General features: G+C 75.0%; 19 protein-coding genes. 8 read left to right on the top strand and 11 right to left on the bottom strand.

Annotation, left to right across the window (positions count from 1 at the left end):
• Nucleotides 1-234: 234 nt before the first annotated feature.
• The 5 genes from J2S46_RS02835 to J2S46_RS02815 all read right to left on the bottom strand — a co-directional run bounded on the left by J2S46_RS02835 (nucleotide 235) and on the right by J2S46_RS02815 (nucleotide 5,460).
• Entirely contained in the window at nucleotides 235-963 is a 729-nt protein-coding gene (locus J2S46_RS02835) for a hypothetical protein (RefSeq protein ID WP_191291414.1), read from the bottom strand.
• A 295-nt stretch (nucleotides 964-1,258) separates the two neighbouring features.
• Complete coding sequence (locus J2S46_RS02830) at nucleotides 1,259-2,098, bottom strand: siderophore-interacting protein (protein WP_191291415.1); 840 nt, start codon at nucleotides 2,096-2,098, stop codon at nucleotides 1,259-1,261.
• A 418-nt stretch (nucleotides 2,099-2,516) separates the two neighbouring features.
• Nucleotides 2,517-3,482: an oxygenase MpaB family protein gene (locus tag J2S46_RS02825; RefSeq protein ID WP_370882159.1), complete on the bottom strand. Its 966-nt coding sequence runs from the start codon at nucleotides 3,480-3,482 to the stop codon at nucleotides 2,517-2,519.
• Between the two features lie 157 nt (nucleotides 3,483-3,639).
• Nucleotides 3,640-4,077, bottom strand: a complete 438-nt coding sequence (locus J2S46_RS02820; protein ID WP_191291491.1) for a cold-shock protein — start codon at nucleotides 4,075-4,077, stop codon at nucleotides 3,640-3,642.
• A gap of 93 nt (nucleotides 4,078-4,170) precedes the next feature.
• Complete coding sequence (locus J2S46_RS02815) at nucleotides 4,171-5,460, bottom strand: MFS transporter (protein ID WP_191291416.1); 1,290 nt, start codon at nucleotides 5,458-5,460, stop codon at nucleotides 4,171-4,173.
• A 112-nt stretch (nucleotides 5,461-5,572) separates the two neighbouring features.
• Here J2S46_RS02815 and ligA point away from each other — a divergent pair, with 112 nt between their 5' ends.
• A complete protein-coding gene (ligA, locus tag J2S46_RS02810) occupies nucleotides 5,573-7,657 on the top strand; it encodes an NAD-dependent DNA ligase LigA (protein WP_191291417.1) in 2,085 nt (694 codons plus the stop codon).
• A 138-nt stretch (nucleotides 7,658-7,795) separates the two neighbouring features.
• Here the strand turns inward: ligA and J2S46_RS02805 are convergent, their stop codons facing one another.
• Nucleotides 7,796-8,140 (bottom strand): S26 family signal peptidase, encoded by a 345-nt coding sequence (locus tag J2S46_RS02805; protein WP_191291418.1) that lies wholly within the window; start codon nucleotides 8,138-8,140, stop codon nucleotides 7,796-7,798.
• 119 nt (nucleotides 8,141-8,259) lie between these two features.
• Nucleotides 8,260-8,457: a hypothetical protein gene (locus tag J2S46_RS02800; RefSeq protein WP_191291419.1), complete on the bottom strand. Its 198-nt coding sequence runs from the start codon at nucleotides 8,455-8,457 to the stop codon at nucleotides 8,260-8,262.
• 1,064 nt (nucleotides 8,458-9,521) lie between these two features.
• Here J2S46_RS02800 and J2S46_RS02795 point away from each other — a divergent pair.
• From J2S46_RS02795 to J2S46_RS02785, 3 genes are all read left to right on the top strand, one after another.
• On the top strand, nucleotides 9,522-9,647 hold the full coding sequence (locus tag J2S46_RS02795; RefSeq protein WP_268255704.1) for a hypothetical protein: 126 nt from the start codon (nucleotides 9,522-9,524) through the stop codon (nucleotides 9,645-9,647).
• Between the two features lie 15 nt (nucleotides 9,648-9,662).
• Entirely contained in the window at nucleotides 9,663-11,189 is a 1,527-nt protein-coding gene (locus tag J2S46_RS02790) for an esterase/lipase family protein (RefSeq protein WP_191291420.1), read from the top strand.
• Between the two features lie 163 nt (nucleotides 11,190-11,352).
• Entirely contained in the window at nucleotides 11,353-12,861 is a 1,509-nt protein-coding gene (locus J2S46_RS02785; protein ID WP_191291421.1) for a diacylglycerol/lipid kinase family protein, read from the top strand.
• 44 nt (nucleotides 12,862-12,905) lie between these two features.
• Here J2S46_RS02785 and J2S46_RS02780 read toward each other — a convergent pair whose 3' ends face one another.
• Together J2S46_RS02780 and J2S46_RS02775 are read right to left on the bottom strand one after the other, a co-directional pair.
• A complete protein-coding gene (locus J2S46_RS02780) occupies nucleotides 12,906-13,145 on the bottom strand; it encodes an amphi-Trp domain-containing protein (protein WP_191291422.1) in 240 nt (79 codons plus the stop codon).
• Between the two features lie 230 nt (nucleotides 13,146-13,375).
• Nucleotides 13,376-13,879, bottom strand: coding sequence for a DUF1269 domain-containing protein (locus J2S46_RS02775; RefSeq protein ID WP_191291423.1), 504 nt, complete (start codon nucleotides 13,877-13,879; stop codon nucleotides 13,376-13,378).
• Between the two features lie 174 nt (nucleotides 13,880-14,053).
• Here J2S46_RS02775 and J2S46_RS02770 point away from each other — a divergent pair, with 174 nt between their 5' ends.
• Nucleotides 14,054-14,356, top strand: a complete 303-nt coding sequence (locus J2S46_RS02770) for a putative quinol monooxygenase (protein WP_191291424.1) — start codon at nucleotides 14,054-14,056, stop codon at nucleotides 14,354-14,356.
• Nucleotides 14,357-14,506: 150 nt separating this feature from the next.
• Here the strand turns inward: J2S46_RS02770 and J2S46_RS02765 are convergent, their stop codons facing one another.
• On the bottom strand, nucleotides 14,507-15,388 hold the full coding sequence (locus tag J2S46_RS02765; protein WP_191291492.1) for a LysR family transcriptional regulator: 882 nt from the start codon (nucleotides 15,386-15,388) through the stop codon (nucleotides 14,507-14,509).
• 258 nt (nucleotides 15,389-15,646) lie between these two features.
• On the opposite strand from J2S46_RS02765, the gene J2S46_RS02760 reads away from it, so the two are divergent.
• From J2S46_RS02760 to J2S46_RS02750, 3 genes are all read left to right on the top strand, one after another.
• Nucleotides 15,647-16,009, top strand: coding sequence for a DoxX family protein (locus J2S46_RS02760; RefSeq protein ID WP_191291425.1), 363 nt, complete (start codon nucleotides 15,647-15,649; stop codon nucleotides 16,007-16,009).
• Between the two features lie 78 nt (nucleotides 16,010-16,087).
• Nucleotides 16,088-16,639: a CGNR zinc finger domain-containing protein gene (locus J2S46_RS02755; protein WP_191291426.1), complete on the top strand. Its 552-nt coding sequence runs from the start codon at nucleotides 16,088-16,090 to the stop codon at nucleotides 16,637-16,639.
• A 363-nt stretch (nucleotides 16,640-17,002) separates the two neighbouring features.
• Nucleotides 17,003-19,237 (top strand): ATP-binding protein, encoded by a 2,235-nt coding sequence (locus J2S46_RS02750; RefSeq protein ID WP_191291427.1) that lies wholly within the window; start codon nucleotides 17,003-17,005, stop codon nucleotides 19,235-19,237.
• A 107-nt stretch (nucleotides 19,238-19,344) separates the two neighbouring features.
• Here J2S46_RS02750 and J2S46_RS02745 read toward each other — a convergent pair whose 3' ends face one another.
• Nucleotides 19,345-20,499 (bottom strand): hypothetical protein, encoded by a 1,155-nt coding sequence (locus J2S46_RS02745; RefSeq protein WP_191291428.1) that lies wholly within the window; start codon nucleotides 20,497-20,499, stop codon nucleotides 19,345-19,347.
• Nucleotides 20,500-20,605: the final 106 nt, after the last annotated feature.

Here is a 20,605-nt window from a genome sequence, read left to right as displayed (position 1 = left end):
CGACGGCGCCGTCCGCCCAGGGGACCAGCTCCCTCACCGGCTCTCCCACCGGTGTCGCCAGTACGCCGAACGCCTGCCACCCGTCCGTCGTCGCCCGCTTCCGCGAGCGCGGCCGCCGGCCGCCCCCCCCCCGGGAGCAGGATGCCCGTGCCGGGACCGGCGCATCCCTGCGGAGCCGGCGCTCCGTCAGTCACGTTGCCACGGGCCGCCGTTGTCCCTGGGGAGGGTCTCGTCTCAGCGCCGGGGCGCGGCCGCGGCGACCGCCAGCACCAGGGCGCCGGCGAACACGGCGTCCCGGGCACCCGTGGCGACGCCCCAGGGCGGTGCGTCCGGCCGGGCCCCTCGTCGCGGCCGGACCTCGTCCTCGGGGTCGACGGTGAGGGTGACGGGTGCGCCGACGTCCGGCCGCTGCCCGGCGGTCTCGGTCCTGAAGCTCCAGCGTGAGCCGTCGGGCCCGACCACGTCGTAGTGGAAGAGCGGCCCCGGATCGAGGCCGACCCCGTCCCCCGACTGCCAGTGCCGGCCCACGACTCCGGGGACGGTGACCCCGCGGTCGTGGAGCACCTGTTGATCCGACCAGAGCCAGGTCAGCAGGCCGAAGGTCGCGCCGCCGAGCAGCACGGCGGCCGCGGAGAGGTACAGGACGGCGACCACCACGGTGGGCGGATCCAGATCGCGGGCGGTCCAGGCGACGGACCAGATCAGTGCGCCGCAGGACGCCACCGCGATCACGAACCGGTCCACCGGGTTCCCGTCGCTCAGCCGATCGACCGTCACGAGCGTCCAGGCCCCGCCCAGTACCAGTCCTGCCTGTACGCCGAGGGCCAGCACGAAGCGGACCACGGCGCCGGGCACCCCGCCGCCCCGGATGTCGAAGTCCTCCATCATGCCACCAAGGGTGACCACGGCGTTGCGCACGGTCAAGGTGTCGTGACCGGGGGTCGCCGCGTCGGGGTCCGTCAACTGCCGGGCGTCGCCCCGCTGTACGGACGCGGGACAGCAAGGGTGGTGTTTGCCACGGAAGTTGCGGGGCAGGCGGAGCACAGGCAGGGGGCGCGGTCCGGATGGCGGAACCGCATCCGGGTGGCCACTGCCGAGGCTCAGACCCGGCCGCCGAGACATCACTCTCCGGCGGCCGGGGAGCCCGGGGCCCGTGCCCCTCGGGAGATCGGGCCGGGGCGGCGCCGACCGGCAGGGACGGCGGGCCTGTTGACTGTCCGGTCCGGCAACTCCGCAGTCAGGGCCGGCGGGGCGCCGGTCAGGCGGTGGGAGTCTCCTGCTCGGCCTCGACCTGGGCGTTCCAATCGCGCTTGGAGGACTGCCAGCCGTCCTCGTTGTGGCCGAGCCGCCAGTAGCCCGAGATCGACAGGTCCTCGCGCGGGATGCCCTGCTCGACCCGCAGCTGCCGGCGCAGCTCCTTCACGAACCCCGCCTCACCGTGGACGAAGGCGTGCACCCGGCCCGGCGGGAACTCCAGCGCCCGGACGGCCTCCACCAGCGCCTCGCCGAACGGCCGGTCGCCGCGGTGCAGCCAGACCACCTCGGCGTCGGTGGCGATCTTCTGCTCGTCCTCGGGGCCCGCCACCTCCACGAAGGCGCGGACCTCCGCGCCGGCCGGCAGGGCCTCCAGCGCGGCCGCGATCGCGGGCAGGGCGCTCTCGTCGCCGGCCAGCAGGTGCCAGTCGGCGGCCGGGTCCGGCGTGTAGCCGCCCCCGGGGCCGTTGAACCGCACCACGTCGCCGGGCTGCGCGCGGGCCGCCCACGGGCCGGCCAGGCCCTCGTCGCCGTGGACGACGAAGTCGATGGCGAGCTGCCGCAGCTCCCGGTCCCAGGAACGCACGGTGTACGTCCGGGTCACCGGCCACTGCTCACGGGGGAACTCGGCGCGGATCCGCTCCAGGTCGAACGGCTCGGGGTAGCTGACCCCCGCGGCCGGGAACAACAGCTTCACGTAGTGGTCGGTGCAGGTGTCCGCGCTGAACGCGGCGAGCCCGTCGCCGCCGAGGACGACTCGCTGCATGTGCGGCGTGATCCGCTCGGTGCGTACGACCTCCGCCGTGTGCGGCTTGCGGATCCTGCGGGGCGGTTGCTCTGCCATGGTGCGCTCCCTCGATAGCACGTGAGTTCGCCAACGTAACACCTCCTGCGGGGGCTCACCTGCTACGGGTCCTCGGTGGGCGCGCGGCCCTCCGGTCACCCCGGTGGCGCCCGGGCCCGCGGTGCTGACAGGCCGTCGGCCAACCTCCGCCGGGGCCTACCGCCGTACCTGACGGGGCCGCGGCGGACGGGCGAGCCGCCGGAGTTGCGTGGCCGCACATCGCGCCGGGGTGTGGGTTCCCGACCGGCGCCCGGGCGGTGGGAAACGCCCCGCCGCCCGCCCAGGACCGACGGTCCGGGCCCTGACCTTCCCGCCCGCCTCGCCGGCCCCGACGCCCCGCCCGCGCACCGGCCTCGGCGCTGCCGCACCACGCCGACCCGGTCGGGGGCCGGCACCCTCCGTCCCCCGAGCAGCGCGTTCAGCCCCCCGGCGGTTCGTCCGCCTCGTTCGGCGGCGCGGCCGGGCGTGCGGCGGGGCTCCCGCCACCGGAGCCGGGGCCGGCCTTGCCGGGCGCCGCCGGGGCGGCCATCGCCCAGCGGATCGCCCTGGTCACCCCGTGCCCCAGCAGCGGCACCGCGGTCCGCTCGATCAGCGGCAGCCGGGGCAGCCGCAGCTCCGCCCGGGCCCAGCCCGGGAGCAGGGCCACGGCCCCGGCGGCGAGCGCGGTGTAGGCGGGGCGGGCCGCCAGCGGCAGGGGCGGGCGCAGCAGCAGGTACCGCGCGGTGTCGAAGGCCTCGTCGGTGGCCCGCAGTTCGGGCCGGTAGGCGTCGATCCGCGCGGCGAGTCCGCGCTGGTCGCGGGGCGGGTCGACGACGCCGAGCGCGGCGGCGACCCGGGCCGCGTCCGCGACGTACCCGTCGTACCCGGCGTCGTCCAGGGGCCGGGCGCCGTAGCGGCGGTGGGCCCGGAGGAAGCTGTCGACCTCGGCGGCGTGCACCCAGCCGAGCAGGTGCGGATCGGCCGCGCGGTACGGCTGCCCGTCCGGCGTCGTTCCGCGGATGCGCTCGTGGACGGCCCGTACGCGGTCGACGGCGTGCTGGGCGTCCTCGGCGGTACCGAAGGTGGTCACGGCGAGGAAGGTGCTGGTGCGCTGGAGCCGGCCCCAGGGGTCGCCCCGGAAGCCCGAGTGGCCGGCCACCGCGGCCATCGCGACCGGGTGCAGGGACTGCAGCAGCAGGGCGCTCAGGCCGCCGATGAACATGGAGGCGTCACCGTGCACGGCCCGGACCGGCCGCTCCGGGCCGAACCACCGGGGGCCGGGGGTGTCGTGGATGCGGCTGCGGTTGGCCGGCCCCTGCGGACCGGCCACCCGCGCGAACAGCTCGGCCCCGAACCGTCGCCGGACGGCCTCCAGGGCGGGTATCGCGGGGGAGTACACGCTCACGCCTGCCACTGTAGGCCCGTGGGTCGGTCCGGGGGAGCCGGTTCGCGCGTCGAGTCCGGTCCGGACCGGGCGGGCGGGCCCGAACCGTCGCCCCGGCCCCGCCCCGCTCGTCCCCGCTCCACCGCGCCGTTCCGGGCCGAGCGCCTCGGCTCCCGCCTCAGCCCTCGGTCCAGCCGTGCCTGCGTCCGAACTGCAGCAGCCCGCGCCGGACCTGCAGGATCTGCTCCCCGGTCAGCGTCGGCGCGCACTCCATCAGGAGTTCGGTGACCTCCTGCCGGAACTCCTGGGCGGTGAGCACGTCGCACAGGGAGTCGTCGTCCTCGTCGTCCTCGTCGTCCTCGGTGGCCGGCGCGGCGCCGCCCGGCAGCGGATCCGCCGGCCGTGCGGCGGATCCGGCGGGCAGCCGCACGGAGGAGGCCTTCAGACCGCGGTCCCCGTCCTCGATCTCGAACTCGACGGCGAGGCCCGAACGCACCGCGGCCTCCGGGATCAGCATGTCGTTCGCATGCAGGAAAACATCCTCGCCGCCGTGGTCGGGGGCGATGAACCCGTAACCCCGAGCACCGTCGTACCGCACCACACGACCGGAGACCACACGACCGGCAACCACACGAACCCCCACCGAAACCCCGGGCCCGGTGCCCGGGACCTCCGCCGAAGAGTAGTCGAGTCCGCGGTGCGGCAGCACCTAGGCGGTGTCGGGCACGGGGGCCCCGGCGGGTCGCTCATGCCCGGCGCCGGCGGTGCCCCCGCCGGTCGGGCGGCTGCGCTCGGCCCATGCGGCCACCGGCGGGCCCGCCGCCCCCAGCACCGCGAAGAAGGCGCCAAGCAGCAGCCAGCCCGCGTGTCCGAGTCCGAGGACCGCGGTCGTGAGGATCACCGGCGCCATCGCCTGCCCGGCGTCGAAGCAGACGCCGAAGAGGCCCTGGTACTGCCCTTGGGCGTGCTCGGGAGCGAGCCCGAAGCCGAGCGCGAACCCGGCCGAGGACTCCCACACCTCGCCGAGGCTGTGCACGCAGACCGCGAGGACGGCGAGCGCCGGCGCCGTCCAGGACGGCACGTCCGCGGTCAGGGCCATCAGGGGGCAGCTCACCAGGAACAGCAGCCCGGCGATGCGGAACGCCCGGCCGCCCTCGCGCGGCGTCTCCACCCGGGAGCCGATCCTGCTCTGCAGCAGCACGCACACTCCGCTGTTGACCGCGTAGACCGCCGCCACGGTCCAGCGGGGCGCGTCGGTGCGGGCGGAGAGCCAGATCGGCAGCAGCAGCGAGACGGTCTGGTACTGCAGGCCCATGGCGCCGTAGAGCGCGGCGAAGGACATGAACGGCCGGTCGGCGAGGACTGCCCCGCGCCGGTGCTCCGCGGGTCGCGGCAGGGGCCGGTAGTCGGGGACGCCGGCCAGGGCGATCAGGCCGGCGCAGGCGAAGCTGGCGGCGTTGGCCAGGATGAGCACGGTGTACGCCGTGCGGGTGCCGGCCGCGACGGCGAAGGCCGCGCCGAGGGTGCCCAGGACCACGCCGAGGTTCACGAAGGTGCGCAGCCTCGCCCTGAACGCGGCCGGGCGTTCGCCGCCGGCCCGGGCGACGAGCGCGCCGCCCGCGGCGCCGCTCGCCGTCGCCGCCAGCCGGTCCAGGGTGGCGATCAGCGTGAACGTGACCCAGCTCTGGATGAGGACGAAGGCCGCCATCGTCGCGGCCTGCATCACGAGGGAGGTCAGCCAGACCCTGCGCGGCCCGTACCGGTCGGCCAGGTTCCCGGCGGGGATGCCGGCCAGCAGCCCGGTCAGCCCGGCGACGGTGAGGCCGGCTCCGACCTGCGCGGCGGGCAGGTGCACGACCAGCGTGAAGTAGAGCACCGCGGCGGTGTTGAACAGGCCGTTGCCCACCCGGCTGACGAAGCTCGCGATGATGAGCGCGCGCTGCGGACCGCTCGGTGCCGGTACGCCGGAACTCCCCTGCCTGGCGTCCTCCCCGGTCATGCGGTCAGGCTAGCAGCGCCCCCGGGTGCGCCCGCCGGGTGGTCCGGGCACCTGGTGTGCGCCCGCGGCGGCCGGCGTGCTCCAGGGGCCCGGCCGTGCGCCGCCGGGCCCGATGTCAGTGCCGCCCGCCATGATGATCCGTATGAAGGACGCAGCCACTCTGGCCTCTCCCGCCGCGTACGCCGACGCCGTCACCACCGCCGTCCGGGCGGCCGCGGCCTACTACACCGACGGCTCCACCCCGCTCGGTGACGACGAGTACGACGCGCTGGTGCGCGCCATCGAGGCCTACGAAGGCGCGCACCCGGAAGAGGTGCTCCCCGACTCGCCGACCGGCAAGGTCGCCGGCGGCGCGGTGGTGGGCGACGTCCCGCACTCGGTGCCGATGCTCTCCCTGGACAACGTCTTCTCCGCCGAGGAGCTCGCCGCCTGGGCGGCCGGGCTGGAGCGCCGGCTGGGCCGGCCGGTGGACGGCTGGTGCGTGGAGCCCAAGCTCGACGGCCTGGCCGTGGCCGCCCGCTACCGCGCCGGCCGGCTCACCCGGATCCTGACCCGCGGGGACGGCCTGGCCGGCGAGGACATCACCCACGCCGCGGGCGACGTCCTCGGCCTGCCGGCCACCCTCGGCGAGGCGCTGGACGTGGAGCTGCGCGGCGAGGTGCTGCTCACCACGGACCAGTTCGAGAAGGCGAACGAGATCCGCACCGCCCACGGCGCCCTGCCGTTCGCCCACCCCCGCTCCGGCGCCGCCGGCACCCTGCGCGCCAAGGACCGCCCCTACCGGGTCGAGCTCACCTTCTTCGCCTACAGCGCCACCGGCCTGCCCGGCCTCGGCCACAGCGAGCTGCTGGCCCGGCTCGCCGACCTCGGCGCCAACACCGCGGCCAGCACCCAGGCCGCCCCGCGGCGGTGCGCGACGGTGGAGGAGGTCCAGCAGCGGGTCGACGAGATCGCCGCCCTGCGGGCCGTGCTGCCGTTCGGGATCGACGGCGTGGTGGTGAAGGCCGACTCCGCGGCCGACCAGGAGCAGGCCGGCTCCGGCTCCCGCGCGCCGCGCTGGGCCGTCGCCCGCAAGCTGGCGGCGCAGCACAAGGTGACGCGGCTGCTGGAGGTGGAGTGGAACGTCGGCCGGACGGGGATCATCGCGCCGCGCGCGGTGCTGGAGCCGGTGGTGATCGACGGGGTCACCGTCACGTACGCCACCCTGCACAACCCGGCGGACATCACCCGCCGCGACCTGATGATCGGTGACCAGGTGTTCATCTACCGGGCGGGCGACGTCATCCCCAGGGTGGAGGCGCCGCTCGTGGAGGAGCGCACCGGGGCCGAGCAGCCGATCGCCTTCCCCGAGGTGTGCCCGCGCTGCGGGGACGCCATCGACCGGACGCAGCAGCGCTGGCGCTGCGTCCGCGGCCGGGGCTGCCAGGCGGTGGCGTCGATCCGCTACGCGGTGGGGCGCGACCAGCTGGACGTGGAGGGCCTGGGCGGCACCCGGGCCGTGCAGCTGGTCGACGCGGGCCTGGTAGCGGACGTCGCCGACCTCTTCGCGCTGACCAGGGAGCAGTTGCTGGGCCTGGAGCGGATGGGCGACACCAGCGCGGACAACCTGCTGGCCGCGATCGAGACCGCCCGCGCGCAGCCGCTGAACCGGGTGTTCTGCGCGCTCGGCGTCCGTGGCACCGGCCGGACCATGTCGCGGCGGATCGCCGCCCACTTCGGGAGCATGGCGGCGATCCGCGCCGCCGACGCCGACACGCTGGCCGAGGTGGACGGCATCGGCACCGAGAAGGCGCAGGTGATCGTCGAGGAGCTGGCCGAGCTCGCCCCCGTGCTGGACAAGCTCGCCGCCCACGGCGTCGGCACCACGGTCACCACGCCCACCGCGCCGGCGCCGGCCGGCACGGCCCCGGGCGGCGCCGAGGGGGCCGGTGCCTCCGGCGCGGGCGGTCCGCTGGCGGGGGAGGCGGTGGTCGTCACCGGCAGCATGACCGGCGCCCTCGCCGCCCTGTCCCGCAACGAGATGAACGAGCTGGTCGAACGGGCCGGCGGCAAGGCCTCCTCCTCGGTGTCCTCGCGCACCACCCTGCTGGTCGCCGGGGAGAAGGCGGGCTCCAAGCGAGCGAAGGCCGAGCAGCTCGGCATCCGGATCCTCACCCCGGAGGAGTTCGCCGACCTCGTCGCCGACCACCTGTCCTGAGCCGGGCGGGCGGCGCCCCCGGGGGCGCCGCCCCGGGGAAGGTGTCCCGGCGGCGGGCCTGCTGGTGCCGTCGAGGGCCTCGTCGGCGCGCCGGAGGATGCCGGGGGTGTGCGCGGCGGGCCGCTCGTGGCCCGTGCTTCAGCCGAGCGCCTTGGCGGCCGCGCCCGTCCGGGGGACGCCGTCGACCCTCAGGCAGATGCCGAAGACCCGGTCGTGGCCGGTCCAGCCGTTGACGTGGCCCCGGTTGTTGCTGATCCGGACTCGCCCCCTGGCCTGGTCCACGGCCGAGACCAGGTGCAGGTACACCGTCCCGGCCACCCGGGCGAGGACGATGTCCCCGACCTCCAGCCGCGACGGGTCGACCGGGGCCACCACCACCTGCTGCCGGCTGCGGATCAGCGGCACCATGGACGAGCCGCTGGGCCGGAACTCCACGGTTGCTCCGCCGGCCACCCTGCCTGCCACCGCATCCATCGCACCCATCCGGGGAGCGTGACAGCTCCGGCCGGGTACCTCCACCCATTTCCCGGGCCGCGCTCCGGTCGGCGGCGCCGGGCTCACGCGGTCGCGGCGGCAGCGCGGGGCCGGTCGGCCCGGTGGTCCTAGTCGCCGGTGGAGTCGCCCGACTGGTTCAGGCTCCGGCAGCGGCGCTTCCGGGCTCGGTGGAGCGTCTCACCCAGGGCGAGGGTCACGTGCGCCACCGCCCGGACCCAGCGAGGTCCGCCGCGATCCGCCCACACCACGCAGACACAGCCGCAGACGGTCAGCGCCAAGGCGCCGAGCAGCACCAGAACGATCATGTTTCCACCCCTGTCGCGGTCGGTGCGCAGGGGGACGACCGGTCCGAGCCGCTCGGCCGGTCGCCTCGTCTGCGGGCCGGGTCGACGAGCGATCCGACTTGTACGGACAGTCAACCACCACGAGGCACCCGTACCGCCCTCGGTACCGGCCGGGATCCGCGTCGGTGCACCGGCGCGGCCGGTCCGTCCCGGGGCGGTGGCCTGCCGTGCCGCGCCGTCAGACGGGTGGCCCTGGCGGCCGGTCGGCGGTGCGGCAGGCCCGCCTGCTCGGTGGCCAGGCCCGCCTGCTCGGTGTTCGGGCCAGGGGTGTGAAGGTCACGGCCCGTGTCCGGGCGTCCGGCCCGCGCTCGTCCGCCGTGCTCGGCCGGCCCTGCGGATCCGGGTGCGGAGCGTAGCCGTCACCGGGGTGGTCCCCGGTGTGACCGGGGCGGGAAGCCGATCGGGTGACACACCGTGACGCCACGTCCGTGGCCGCCCCGGACGGCGGGGATGGTCGCGGCGGGCGCCGTGGTGACGGTGAGTCGAATATCCGTCCACCGCGCCCGCTGCCGGTGCCGTCCGCCGGACCCCGTGGCCGGGCGGGGCGGGGTGGGGGTGGTCGGACGGCCTCGGTTCATGGAACAGGTGACCTGGTGGACAGGACTGTCTCCGGGGTCGACCGACCTACGGGAGAGCGGAATTGACGGGTTGAAGCCATTGTCCCTCGGCCCGCCCGGTACGGGCCGATCCCCGGGAGGGGGGTTCGGGAATTCGGGAATTCACCGGCCGGGAGGGTTGGACGCCTCCGCGGGGGCGGGCATAGAGTGGATGGCACATCGATTCCCTGACCCTGCCGAAATCCATGTCCGTCCGTCGGGCCCGGTTTCGAGGAGAGGGTTCGCCACGGCTTCGGCGGGTCGCAGTCAGCCTGAAAACCCTGCTCCATCAGATCGACAACCGATGTCCCGGGCGCGGCACGGAATTCGACGGATCCATCGGCGACGCGGCACATCGGGCACGTGGTTCGGAGAGCGAACACAGTCCGTGGGTTCGGCCCGGAATTGTCACTGCACGTGATTGCACCCATGATTCGGCGAACGGGACGGACATTCAGCATCGCCGACGAGCTGTTGGACAGCCGCGATCCCCGGATCAAGTACTCTCCACCATCTTCATCGACCGCCCGGCTGCCGGGCGACGAGGAGTGCTGACCTGCGGAGGTGGCCATGCCCGCCAACGAGACGCTCCCGGTGGTGTACGTCCGCGGCTTCGCCGGCGACACCCGAGGCATCGACAAGGCCGTGGCGGACCCGTTCTACGGCTTCAACGAGGGGTCGACGCACATCCGGGTGGGGGCCGGCAACAAGCCGAGCTTCTACCAGTTCGAGAGCCCGCTGCTGCGCCTGCTGCTCGACGAGGGCTACGAGATCCGGGTCCAGGGCGGCCAGGAGGCCTATCTGGACGCGGCCGAGAAGGTGCCGGCGAACACCGTCTGGGTGCACCGCTTCTACGACGCCGCCGCGAGCAGCTGGGGCGCGCAGCCGGAGGAGTACCGGCTGGAGAACGCCGCCGGGAGCCTGCTCGCGCTGATCGAGAAGATCCGCGCCAAGGCCGGCGTGCCGCGGGTGCACCTGGTGGCGCACTCGATGGGCGGCCTCATCTGTCGCTGCCTGCTGCAGAAGGTCCTCCCCGAGCGCGGCGAGGACCCGGGGGCGTACGTGGACAAGCTCTTCACCTACGGCACCCCGCACGGCGGCATCGCCTTCGAGCACGGCCTCGGGCTGCTGGAGCGCCTGCGGGACGCGACCGGCATCAACGGCGCCGACATCTTCGGGCCGGAGCGGATGTACGAGTACCTGACCCCGGCCGGGCTCCAGGACCGGGACGGGCCGCCCGAGGGCTGGGACCCCCGGCAGATGCCGGGCGGGTTCCCGCCGGAGCGGGTCTTCTGCCTGGTCGGCACGAACCCTGCGGACTACGGGGTCGCGATGGGCCTGTCCTCGGCGGTGGTGGGGGCCCGCAGCGACGGGCTGGTGCAGATCGACAACGCCTACGTCCCCGGCGCGCACCGGGCCTACGTGCACCGCTCGCACAGCGGCAGCTACGGGCTGGTCAACTCAGAGGAGGGTTACCAGAACCTGCGCCGCTTCCTGTTCGGCGACCTGCGGGTGGCCTCGGCCCTGGTCGGGCACCGGCTGCCGGCCGACGACCAGGTGGAGTGGCAGGCCGAGGTGCGGCTGTCGGTGCGCGGGCTGCCGATCGTGATGCACGAGCAGACGGCGTCCCACTGGTGCCCGGTCCAGCTGCCGCGCACCCGAACGGACGGCGGTCCGGAGCGGGACGTCCCCCTGGTGACCACCTTCCTTTGCAGCCGGCTGGCCCCGCGGGAGGGTGCCGGCCCCGTGCGGCACGCTCTGCACCTGCGGGTGCTGTCGCTGCGCAGGGTGGACGGGTTCCTCAGCTTCGGCGACCACCTGGAGCAGACCGCCGACCTGGACGACATCCTGATCGTCGACGTCGGCTCCCGGAACGGCGCCGCCGCTGCACCCGCGGGCGCCGCGCCCGAGGTCTGGGCGGTGTGGAACAGCACCGTCGAGGGCGCGATCCGCGACTACACGCCGAGCGGTCCGCCGCTGGCCGACGTGAACCCCGCCGCCGGTGTCTGGCGCGCCGAGATCCCGCTGCCGGAGACCATCCGCCCCGTCCTCGGCGCGGACGCCCGGATCGCCCTGACCGTCACCCCCTGGAACTGACCCGGCCCGCGAGGCGTGGTTCCCCTGAGCGGCGCGTGCCCCCGGCCGCGCGCCGCACCGGGTGGAGAGCGGGACACGGGGCTACCGTCGAACCCAGAGGTACCGGGCGGGGCCCGCGAGGCCCCGGTCCGTCCGGTCCGCCCGTCGCGGCTACGGAGGATCCATGACCGATGTCGAGCCTCCGGCCCGGGACGGGGCGGGCAGCCATGAAGCCCCCTCGCCCGGCGCCCCTGAACCCGGCGCCCCCTCGCCCGGCGCCCCCGAACCTGGCGCCCCCGCACCCGGCGCGTCCCGGCCTGCCGTGTCCACGGCCGGGAGCGCCGGTGCGCCGCGGCAACCGGTGACGGCCGCCCAGCGCTGGCTGGCCCGGCTGGCCTGCGTGGCGGCGCTCGGAGTCGTCGTGCTGCTGCTCCTGGGCGGCCTGACCAGCCTCGCCGTCCTGCTCGTCGGGGTCCTGGGCCTCGCGGCCACCCTCGCCGCGCTCTGGTGGTTCCTCAGCAACCGGGGCCCGCTGCGCTGGGCCTGCGCCGTGGTGGCCGTCGCGGTGCCCGTCGCCGTGACCGTCTACTACATCGTCCGGCACCAGCTCTGGGTGATCGTGCTGGTGCTCCTGCTGGCCGCCACGGCGGTGACCGCCGCCAGGGCGGCGGTGACCAGGGGCCGGCCGAGGTCCGGCATGCCCGAGGTCCGGACGCCGCGGCCGGCCCGGCCCTTCCTGATCATGAATCCCCGTTCCGGCGGCGGAAAGGTCGGGCGCTTCGCACTCGACGACAAGGCCCGGTCGCTGGGCGCGGAGGTCGCGCTGCTGGAGGGCCCCGGGCAGGTCGACGTCGCCGCGCTCGCCCGGACCGCCGCGACCGGCGGCGCCGACCTGCTCGGGGTCGCGGGCGGCGACGGCACCCAGGCGCTGGTCGCCGGCATCGCCGCCGAGTTCGGGCTGCCCTTCCTCGTCGTCGCGGCCGGCACCCGCAACCACTTCGCGATGGACCTCGGCCTCGACCGGGACCGGCCGGACGCCGGGCTGGACGCCTTGGACGACGGGGTCGAGATCCGCCTCGACCTCGGCCTGATCGGCGGGCGGACCTTCGTCAACAACGCCTCGTTCGGCGCCTACGCGGGCGTCGTGCAGAGCCCCGCCTACCGCGACGACAAGACCGGCACCATCCTGCAGCTGCTGCCCGAGATGCTCTCCGGCCGCCAGGGCGCCCGGCTGGTCGTCCGGATCGACGGCGGGCCGGTGATCGAGGACCCGAAGGCCCTGCTGGTGAGCAACAACCCGTACGGGTCGGGGGACGCGGCCGGGCTGGGCCGACGCGCCCGGCTCGACTCCGGGCGGCTCGGGGTCGTCGCGATCACCGTCGACAACGCCGCCCAGGCGGCCGGCCTGCTCCGCGGCCGCCAGGCCAAGGGGCTGAGCACCTTCCTCGCCCACGAGGTGGTCGTCGAGTCGGACGCCGCCGAGATCCCGGTCGGCATCGACGGCGAGGCCGTGCTGATGCCCACACCGGTGCGGCTCACCATCCAGCCGCTGGCCCTGCGGGTGCGGGTGCCGCGGAAGCGGCCTGGCACCCCGCACCGCCCGGCCGTCGACCGGGCGATCCTTCTGCGCCAGGCGTTCTCCACCGGTCCTCCGGCCGAGCCCGCGGCGCCCCGGCGCGGTCGGCACCGGTAGCGGGGCGGGCACCCGCCCCTCGTACGGGGTGCCGCCGTCCTTGTTCAGCCCGTGGGGCGGGTGTTCGACCACTTGAGTTCGAATTCCAGCTCGAACTCCCCGCCGTCCACCTCCACCTCCAGCTCGCTGCGCAGCTCGTCGGGCACCCGCAGGCTCAGCACCCCCGGGCCCAGCTGCAGCTCCGCGGTGCCGCCGTGCCTTAGGGCGGCGGCGAGCGCCTCCAGCTGGTCGGCGGCCTCAAGGCGGGACAACGAGCGCTTCTGTTCGAACTTGAGGTCGCTCACGGAAGCCTCCGGTTCCTCGGGAAGGCGGACGCCACCGAGTCTGACCCCGGCCGCCGGGCGCGGCATCCCCCCGGCGGGGTGAACCCGCCGGTCCCGTGGACGGAGGCGCACGGCGCCGCGCGGACCGGACGGCGGCGAGGCCCTCCGGTCCGCGCGGCGCCGTGGGGTGCAGTGGGGTGCCGCTCGCGTGGATCAACGGGGATCAGGCGGAGCAAGGGGATCCGTGGGGATCAGTGGCTCTCGTGGTCCTCCGAGAAGGCCTCGCGCAGCCGGGACTCCTCCTCCGCCGAGAGGTTCGTCTGGATCAACTCGGCGTCCCAGCCTTCGAAGGCCGTCCGGATCCGGTCCAGCACGGCGTCGGAGCTCAGCACGAACAGGGCGGACGTCCCGGGCGTGACGCTCTCGCGCACCTGCCGGATGAAGTCCTCGTCGATGCCGCCGGCCTTGGCGAGCGAGCCGCCGAGGGCGCCGAAGGCCGCGCCGACGGCGAGGCCGAGGATGGGCACCAGGAAGATCACACCGAACAGCATCCCCCAGAACGCCCCGCCCAGGGCGCCCCGGCCGGTGAGGTTGGCCAGGTGCCGGGTCCTGGGCTTCTTGGCGCCCTCCGGCCAGTTCACCACCGCACCGTCCTGCACCGTGATCAGCTGCTGCTGGTGCAGCTCCTTGAGGCTCTCCAGGGCCGCGTCGGCCCCGGTCGGGGTGGGGAAGCGCCACACCGTCAGGGTTGGCATCACGGTCTCCGATCTCCGGGCGGGCAGGGTTTCGCACCTTCATCGTCGGATCCCCCGGCGGCCCGCGCCGCGTTCCGGGCCCGAAAGGGTGAGTGCCGGGGCGCCGTCGGGGTGGACGGGCCACCGCCGACCCGGCCAACACCCCCCGCCGGCGCACCGGGTAGCCTTCCGCGCATGTCACAGCCGGTTCACCTCGTCATCCTGATCACCACCCGGCCCGGCCGGGGCGGCGAGCAGATCGCCGCCTTCGAACGCCTGGCCCCGATCGTTCGGGCCGAGCCCGGCTGCCTCCGGTACGACCTGCACCGGGTGACCGGGGAGCCGGACCGCTTCGTGCTCGTCGAACTGTGGTCGTCGCAGGACGCACTCGCCGCCCATGACGTCACCCCGCACATGATCGAGGCCGACGCGGCCAGCCCCGCGTTCCGGGCCGGACCGGCCGAGGTCATCCGGCTGGACGCCGAACCGCTCGCCTGACCGGCCTCTGCTCGCCGCCCCGGAGCGGTGTCGGTGGGGGATCGGCCGGGGGCGGGTCCGGCCACCGGGTTCGGGGCAGCGGGCGGTCGGATCCGCGGGACGCCTGGGGGAGGACCACGCGGCCGGCTCCCGTTGCCCGCCGCCGGCCGTTCAGGGCTGGTAGGCGGCCGTCGCGATCCCGACGAACGAGCGGATCAGCGGATTGGTGTCGCCGTCGTTCCACGCCGCGACCACCCGGCTGGGCGCCATGTCGACCAGCGGAACCACGGCCAGGTTCGCCGGCAGGTCGTGCCCGAGCGGGGCCAGGCCGATCGTGCCGTTCCAGAGCACGGCGTGCAGGCATTCCTGCACGACGCGCACCACCGGCCCCTCGCGCGGCTCGCCGCCGTTCCAGTACGACTGCCAGGCCGGGTCGGTGCCCTGCGGGAACTGGAACCAGCGGCGGTCGGCCAGGTCGGCCAGCTTCAGGTGCCCGCGACGGGCCAGCGGATCGTCGGCGCGCAGCACCGCCCCCACCGGGTCGGAGCGCAGCCCACGCACCGTCAGGGCGGTCTCGTCGAAGGGTGCACGGGTCAGGGCGACGTCGACCAGCCCGGCGCGCAGCCCGCAGGTCGGGTCGGTCAGGTCGGTGTCGCGGATGCGGACGTCGACACCGGGGTGGCTCGCGCGGAAGGCGGCGGCCAGCCTGGCGGTGCCGGGGTCCGTCCCGTCGCCCAGGATGCCGATGGTGATGGTGGCGCCGTCGGCCGCCGCGCTCACCCGCAGGCGCAGCCGCTCGGCCCGGTCGAGCAGGGCCCGGGCTTCGTCGAGCAGCACCGCGCCCACCGGGGTGAGTGCGACGCCGGCCGGCGAGCGGGTGAACAGCAGGGCACCCGTCTCCGTCTCCAACTGCTTGATCGCCCGGCTCAGCGGTGGCTGACTCATGTGCAGGCGGGCCGCCGCCCGGCCGAAGTGGAGTTCCTCGGCGACCGCCACGAAGTAGCGCAGGGTACGTAGCTCCACGCTGCCACGATACCCGAGGGGTATCGGCATGGTGGAACAGGTCTTGGACACGGGCGGGCCCCCGGCGGTGCACTCGGGACATGACCGACGACGCGACGCCCGGTGAACCGTGGACCGTCCCGCTGGCGGGCCCGCCGGCGCATCCGACCGCCGCCGGTGAGCCGGCGTCACCCACCCGCACGCCGGCGGGACCCGTCCCGCCGGCCGCTCACCCAGACACACGTGCCGGATTCCGGGGCCCCCGGTGCCGGCGGGTCACCCACCGACGGTGACCAGGAAAGGGAAGACATGACCATCGCCTACTGGACCGTGGCCGGCCTGCTCGCCGCGTTCTACCTCTACGCGGGCGCGATCAAGGTGGTCCGCGGCCCCGACCAGCTGCGCCCGATGATGGCCTGGGTCGACCGCGTGCCGCTGCCCGCCGTCAGGGCCCTGGGAACGGTCGAAGTCCTGGGCGCCGTCGGGCTTGTCCTGCCGCCCGCGACCGGCATCGCGCCCTGGTCGGCCCTGGCCGCGGCCGTCGGGTTCGTGCTCCTGCAGATCGGCGCGACGGCCGTCCACCTGACCGGCGAGGACCGTCAGGTCGGCCTCAACATCGGGCTCGTCGCGACCGCTGCCGTGACCGTCTGGCTGGCCGCCGGCCAGCTGTGAACGGGGCACCGAGGCACTGGCCGTGCCGGCCCGAGGTGCGGATTTCCCGTCGGGGCGGCAACCGGTCAGAATAGTGATGTGATGCATGCCTTTCCCTGCGGGACCCTGCCCCTCGACTTCGTCGGGACCCTCCGCGCGCGGCGCAACGAGGCACCGAGGGAGAAGCTGGCCACCCCCGAACAGCTCGACGCCTGGTTCGTCGAGTCCGGGATGTTCGACGCCGCGCCCGGCGCCGACGAGACCGACCTCGCCATCGCCCTGGACCTGCGCGAGTCGGTGTACTCGCTCGTCGGTGCCCGGCTCCACGGCGAACCGCTGCCGCCCCGGGCGGTCGCCGAGGTGAACAAGCACGCCGCGGGACTGCCCGTGACGCTGCGCCTGCACGCCGACGGTGCCACCAGGACGGGGGGCGCGGCCCAGGGGCTCGCGGCACTCGCTCGCGAGACCGTCGAGATCCTCGGGGGCGACGAGGCGGCCCTGCTCCGCGAGTGTTCCCGGCCCGAGTGCACCCAGGTGTACCTCGACCGCTCACGCGGCCACCGGCGTGAATGGTGCGCCATGAAGACCTGCGGCAACCGGGTCAAGGCCGCCACCTACCGAGCCCGCCACAGCGGTGAGGCGGGCGCCTGAGCGTACGGCCGGCGTCGTTCCCTGCTCCGGGTCGGGCGCACCGTCGGCCGGCCGGTGCGGCGCCGGCCGGTGGCACCGGGGAGGCAGAGGCCCGGCCTTGGCCGCGGGCGGACAGCAGGCCCGGGCCCGCGGCCCTCGCGGGCCCGTACGCCGGGGCGGCCCGGGCCGGTCGGCGCTGCGCGCAGGCGAACCGCCGACAGGTAACCGCTCGGACGGGTTCCGTCGGCGGGACCGCTCGCGCCGACGCCCGGACGAACGGGCGGACCCTTCACGGTGGTGCCACCGGGAGCCCCCGTGAGACCGGAGCGTCCGGAGTACGGACAGTGACCGTGGCGGGCGTCGGCTTGTTCTACCTTCCTGCGGATGGGGACGGACGAAGGAACATTCGGTCAGTTGCTGCGCGAGGCGCGCCGGCGCGGTGAGTTCACCCTGGAGGCGCTCGCACAGGCATCCGGGGTGAGCGTGCGGGCCATCAGCGACATGGAGCGTGGCAAGAGCCTGCCCCGCCCCGCCACGCTCAACGAACTCCTGGACGCCCTGGAGCTGGAGGGGCCCGCCCGGCGCCTCCTCGTCCAGGCCTCGATCCGGCGCACCCGTCAGGTGCCCCGGCAACTGCCGCCCGACCTCGCGGTCTTTCGCGGCCGCGCATCTGAGCTGGCCGGCGTCCTCGGACAGGCGGAGGAGGCCTCCGGGCCGACCGGACACGTCGTCATCTCGGCGATCGGCGGCATGGCCGGCGTGGGAAAGACCGCCCTGGCGGTGCACTGGGCGCACCTGGTGGCCGACCGCTTCCCGGACGGTCAGATGTACGTGAACCTGAGGGGCTTCGAGGACGCCCGCAGCCCCCTCGACCCCGGCGAGGCCCTCGGGGGATTCCTCCGCGCGCTCGGCGTCGCCAGCAACGAGATGCCGGCCGGCACCGACGAGCGCACCGCGATGTTCCGGAAGCGGACGCGTGACCGGCGGATGATCGTACTGCTGGACAACGCCCGGACCGCCGAGCAGGTCCGGCCCCTCCTTCCCGCCTCCCCGGGGTGCCTGACCATCATCACCTCGCGCAACCAGCTCGCCGGACTCGCCGCCACCGACGGCGCCGCCCTCGTCTCTCTGGACGTGTGGACGGAGGCCGAAGCCGTGGCGGCGCTGTCCGCGCGGATCGGCGAGCAGCGCTGCCGGGCCGAGCCCGCGGCGGCGGCCGAACTGGTCGGCCTGTGCGGCCACCTGCCGCTGGCGGTCGCCGTGGTGGCCGCCCAGCTCAGCGCGGCCCCGATGATGGCCCTCAGCACGGCCGTCCGTGAACTGCGCCGGACCGAACCGCGTCTCGACGCCCTGTCCGGGGACGACCGGCGGGCCGACGTCCGTGCCGTGCTCGCCCACTCGTACCACGCGCTGACCCGGGAGACGGCGCACTTCTTCCGCTGCCTGGCGCTCCACCCGGGACCGGCGGTGTCCGCCGAGGCCGCCGCCTCCCTCGCGGGCGTGGAGCTGCCGGCGGCCCGACGGCGCCTGCGCGAACTCACCTCGGCCAGCCTGCTCTCCCGCGACGCCGTCGGCCGCTACGTCCTGCACGACCTCCTGCGGTCCTACGGAACCGAACTGGTCCACCAGGAAGGCGACGACCACCTCGCCGCCCGGGCCAGGCTCCTCGACTACCTGCGGCAGAACGCCCACGCGGCCAACCGGTTCCTGTCCCGGTCCCTGGCCCTGCCGATCAGCGCCCCGGAACCGGGAGTCGTCCAGGTCGTCATCGACAGCCGCGAGGACGCCCTCGACTGGTACGCCCAGGAGGATCCGGCCTTCCTCGCCGTCCGACGCTCGGCCGCGGACCCCGCCCTGCTGCGCCACCGCCTTGACCTGACGCTCGAATGGGCGGCCTACAACGAGGTGGAGGGCCGCTGGGGCGAGGAGATCGGCGCGTCGGGCGGCGCGCTCGAAGCCGCGCTGGAGATCGACGACCCGGTCACCATCAACAGGGCGGGCCACAATCTGGTCCGGGCCCTCATCGAGACAGGCCGGCTCCAGGACGTCGACAGCCCGCTCGACCTCGTCCTGCGGCACCTGGATCGCCTGCCCGTGGAGCGCCGGGCGCGTGCCGAACGCGATGTCAGCTGGGTGTACCTCTACCTGGAACGACCCGCCGAGGGACTGCGGCACGCCCTCGACGCCCTGGCGGTCGCCCGTGGCCTCGGCCAGCGCGAAGAGGTCGGACGGGCCCTCACGGACGCGGCCTGGCGGCTGGTGCAGCTGGGCGATCACCAGGAAGCCGTCGCCAGGTGCGAGGAGGCGATACCCATCCTGCGGGAGGCCGGCGACCGGCGCTACGAGGCCGGGGCCTGGGGCACCATCGCCTACGCCCACCAGGACCTCGGCAACCTTGACGCCGCCGTCTCGGGGCATCGCAGGGCGCTGGAGGTCTTCGAGGAGACGCACGACCGCTACAACCAGGCGGAGGCGCTGGACAACCTCGCCTCCGCCCTGGTGGAGCTCGGCGCGACGGAGGAGGCCCGCGAGAACTGGAACCGGGCCGCCGAGCTGTTCACCCAGCTCCGTGTCGCACGGGCCGCGGACATGCGGGCCAAGGCGGACGCCCTGCTCTGAGCGACACCGCGCCGGTCGGCCTGCTGCCGACCGGCGCCGGTACCGACCGGCAGGGCCGGAGCGTACCGCCGCCGGTCCCCGCCGGGCCTCGCCGCGCGGCGCCGGGCTCAGCCCGCCGTTCCGGGCCGGTCGGCCGCCACCGTGTAGAGACCGCGCCCGGAGCGCTGCGCATGACCGGACTTGGCGAGGCGCTCCAGGCGGGTGCGGATCGCGTTGACGGTCGTGTCGGCACCGTCCAGGCCCAGCAGGCCGGCCACCTCGCGGGCGCGCAGCGGGTTCTGCGCCCGGGCCAGTACCGCCAGGACGCCCTCCGCGTCGGTCAGCCGCCGCCGGCCCGGGGCCGAAGCCGCTTCGTCGGGAGCGGTGTTGACGGGAGCGGGGCCGGGAGCGGGGGCAGCAGCGGCCGGGGCGTCGACGGTGGCCGCTGCCTTGCCGGTCGCGGGCACCGCCTTCGCGGACACCACCTTCGCCGGCGCCGGCTTGGCGGTGGGTGCCTTCTTGGGCGCGGCCTTCTTGAGCGCGGCCTTCTTGGGTGCCGCCGTCCTGACCGAGGCAGCCTTCTTCACCGTCCTCGGCCCGGTGTCCTTCGGGTCCGCTTCGGGTGCCGCCTTCGGTGCGTTCTTGCGGGTGGCCTTCTTCGCGACGGCGACCGCTGCGGGGGCTGTGCCCTGCTCGGGTTCGGGAGCGGTGCTCGTCACCACCGCTGCCTTCCCGGCGGTCGTCCTCCTTCCCGCGTCGGCCTTCTTCGCAGCCGTGCGCTTCGTCGCGGCGGTGGTCGCGCGTGTGCTCGTGCCCCTGACGGCGGTCTTCCGCGCGCGCTTCGCGGCGGGCTTTGCCGCCGGTTTCGCAGCCGGTTTCGCTGCGGGTTCCGCCACGGGCGTCGCCGCGGGCTCGGAGGAAGCCGGTGCGGCGTCCGCCTTGCCCTCCGCCTTGCCCTCCGCCGCGCCGTCCGCGGCGGTGGCCTGCCCGCGGGCCGCCGAAGTCACCGGCTCCGCGGCCTCGGCCGGGCTCGGGCTCGGCGTCGGGTCGGTGGCCGGGGCCTCGACGGCTTCCTGCGGGTCGGCCCGGCCGTCGAGGTGCGTACCGGACAGGGCCCGCAGGCCCTCCAGCACGTTGATGATGGCGTTCTCCCGGGCGACGGCGGCCGCGAGTTCCCCCTCCAGCCGGCCGCGCCGCTCCCGCGCTGCGGGCAACTGCGCCTCCAGCAGAGCGATCGTCGATCCCACGCCGCTGTCCGTACCGAACGTTGCTTCGCCTGCCACAAGCACTCCTGTCGCATCGTCAACCACGGTTCCTGACTGCAAATCTACGACCAGAACCCCCGAATGCCACAGGGAACGGCACAATCTGTTCCGCTTCCGGCGGTCG

This window comes from Kitasatospora herbaricolor, from assembly GCF_030813695.1.
GTDB lineage: Bacteria > Actinomycetota > Actinomycetes > Streptomycetales > Streptomycetaceae > Kitasatospora > Kitasatospora herbaricolor.
Note: the sequence above shows the minus strand (reverse complement) of the source record. Positions and strands in the feature narration are given on the sequence as shown.

What these genes read in the sequence shown, in the direction of transcription:
- J2S46_RS02830 (WP_191291415.1), bottom strand. Translation starts at nt 2,098, where the DNA reads ATGGCAGAGCAACCGCCCCGCAGGATCCGCAAGCCGCACACGGCGGAG.
- J2S46_RS02815 (WP_191291416.1), bottom strand. Translation starts at nt 5,460, where the DNA reads ATGACCGGGGAGGACGCCAGGCAGGGGAGTTCCGGCGTACCGGCACCG.
- ligA (WP_191291417.1), top strand. Translation starts at nt 5,573, where the DNA reads ATGTCAGTGCCGCCCGCCATGATGATCCGTATGAAGGACGCAGCCACT.
- J2S46_RS02805 (WP_191291418.1), bottom strand. Translation starts at nt 8,140, where the DNA reads ATGGGTGCGATGGATGCGGTGGCAGGCAGGGTGGCCGGCGGAGCAACC.
- J2S46_RS02800 (WP_191291419.1), bottom strand. Translation starts at nt 8,457, where the DNA reads ATGATCGTTCTGGTGCTGCTCGGCGCCTTGGCGCTGACCGTCTGCGGC.
- J2S46_RS02795 (WP_268255704.1), top strand. Translation starts at nt 9,522, where the DNA reads ATGATTCGGCGAACGGGACGGACATTCAGCATCGCCGACGAGCTGTTG.
- J2S46_RS02790 (WP_191291420.1), top strand. Translation starts at nt 9,663, where the DNA reads ATGCCCGCCAACGAGACGCTCCCGGTGGTGTACGTCCGCGGCTTCGCC.
- J2S46_RS02785 (WP_191291421.1), top strand. Translation starts at nt 11,353, where the DNA reads ATGACCGATGTCGAGCCTCCGGCCCGGGACGGGGCGGGCAGCCATGAA.
- J2S46_RS02775 (WP_191291423.1), bottom strand. Translation starts at nt 13,879, where the DNA reads ATGCCAACCCTGACGGTGTGGCGCTTCCCCACCCCGACCGGGGCCGAC.
- J2S46_RS02770 (WP_191291424.1), top strand. Translation starts at nt 14,054, where the DNA reads ATGTCACAGCCGGTTCACCTCGTCATCCTGATCACCACCCGGCCCGGC.
- J2S46_RS02765 (WP_191291492.1), bottom strand. Translation starts at nt 15,388, where the DNA reads ATGCCGATACCCCTCGGGTATCGTGGCAGCGTGGAGCTACGTACCCTG.
- J2S46_RS02760 (WP_191291425.1), top strand. Translation starts at nt 15,647, where the DNA reads ATGACCATCGCCTACTGGACCGTGGCCGGCCTGCTCGCCGCGTTCTAC.
- J2S46_RS02750 (WP_191291427.1), top strand. Translation starts at nt 17,003, where the DNA reads ATGGGGACGGACGAAGGAACATTCGGTCAGTTGCTGCGCGAGGCGCGC.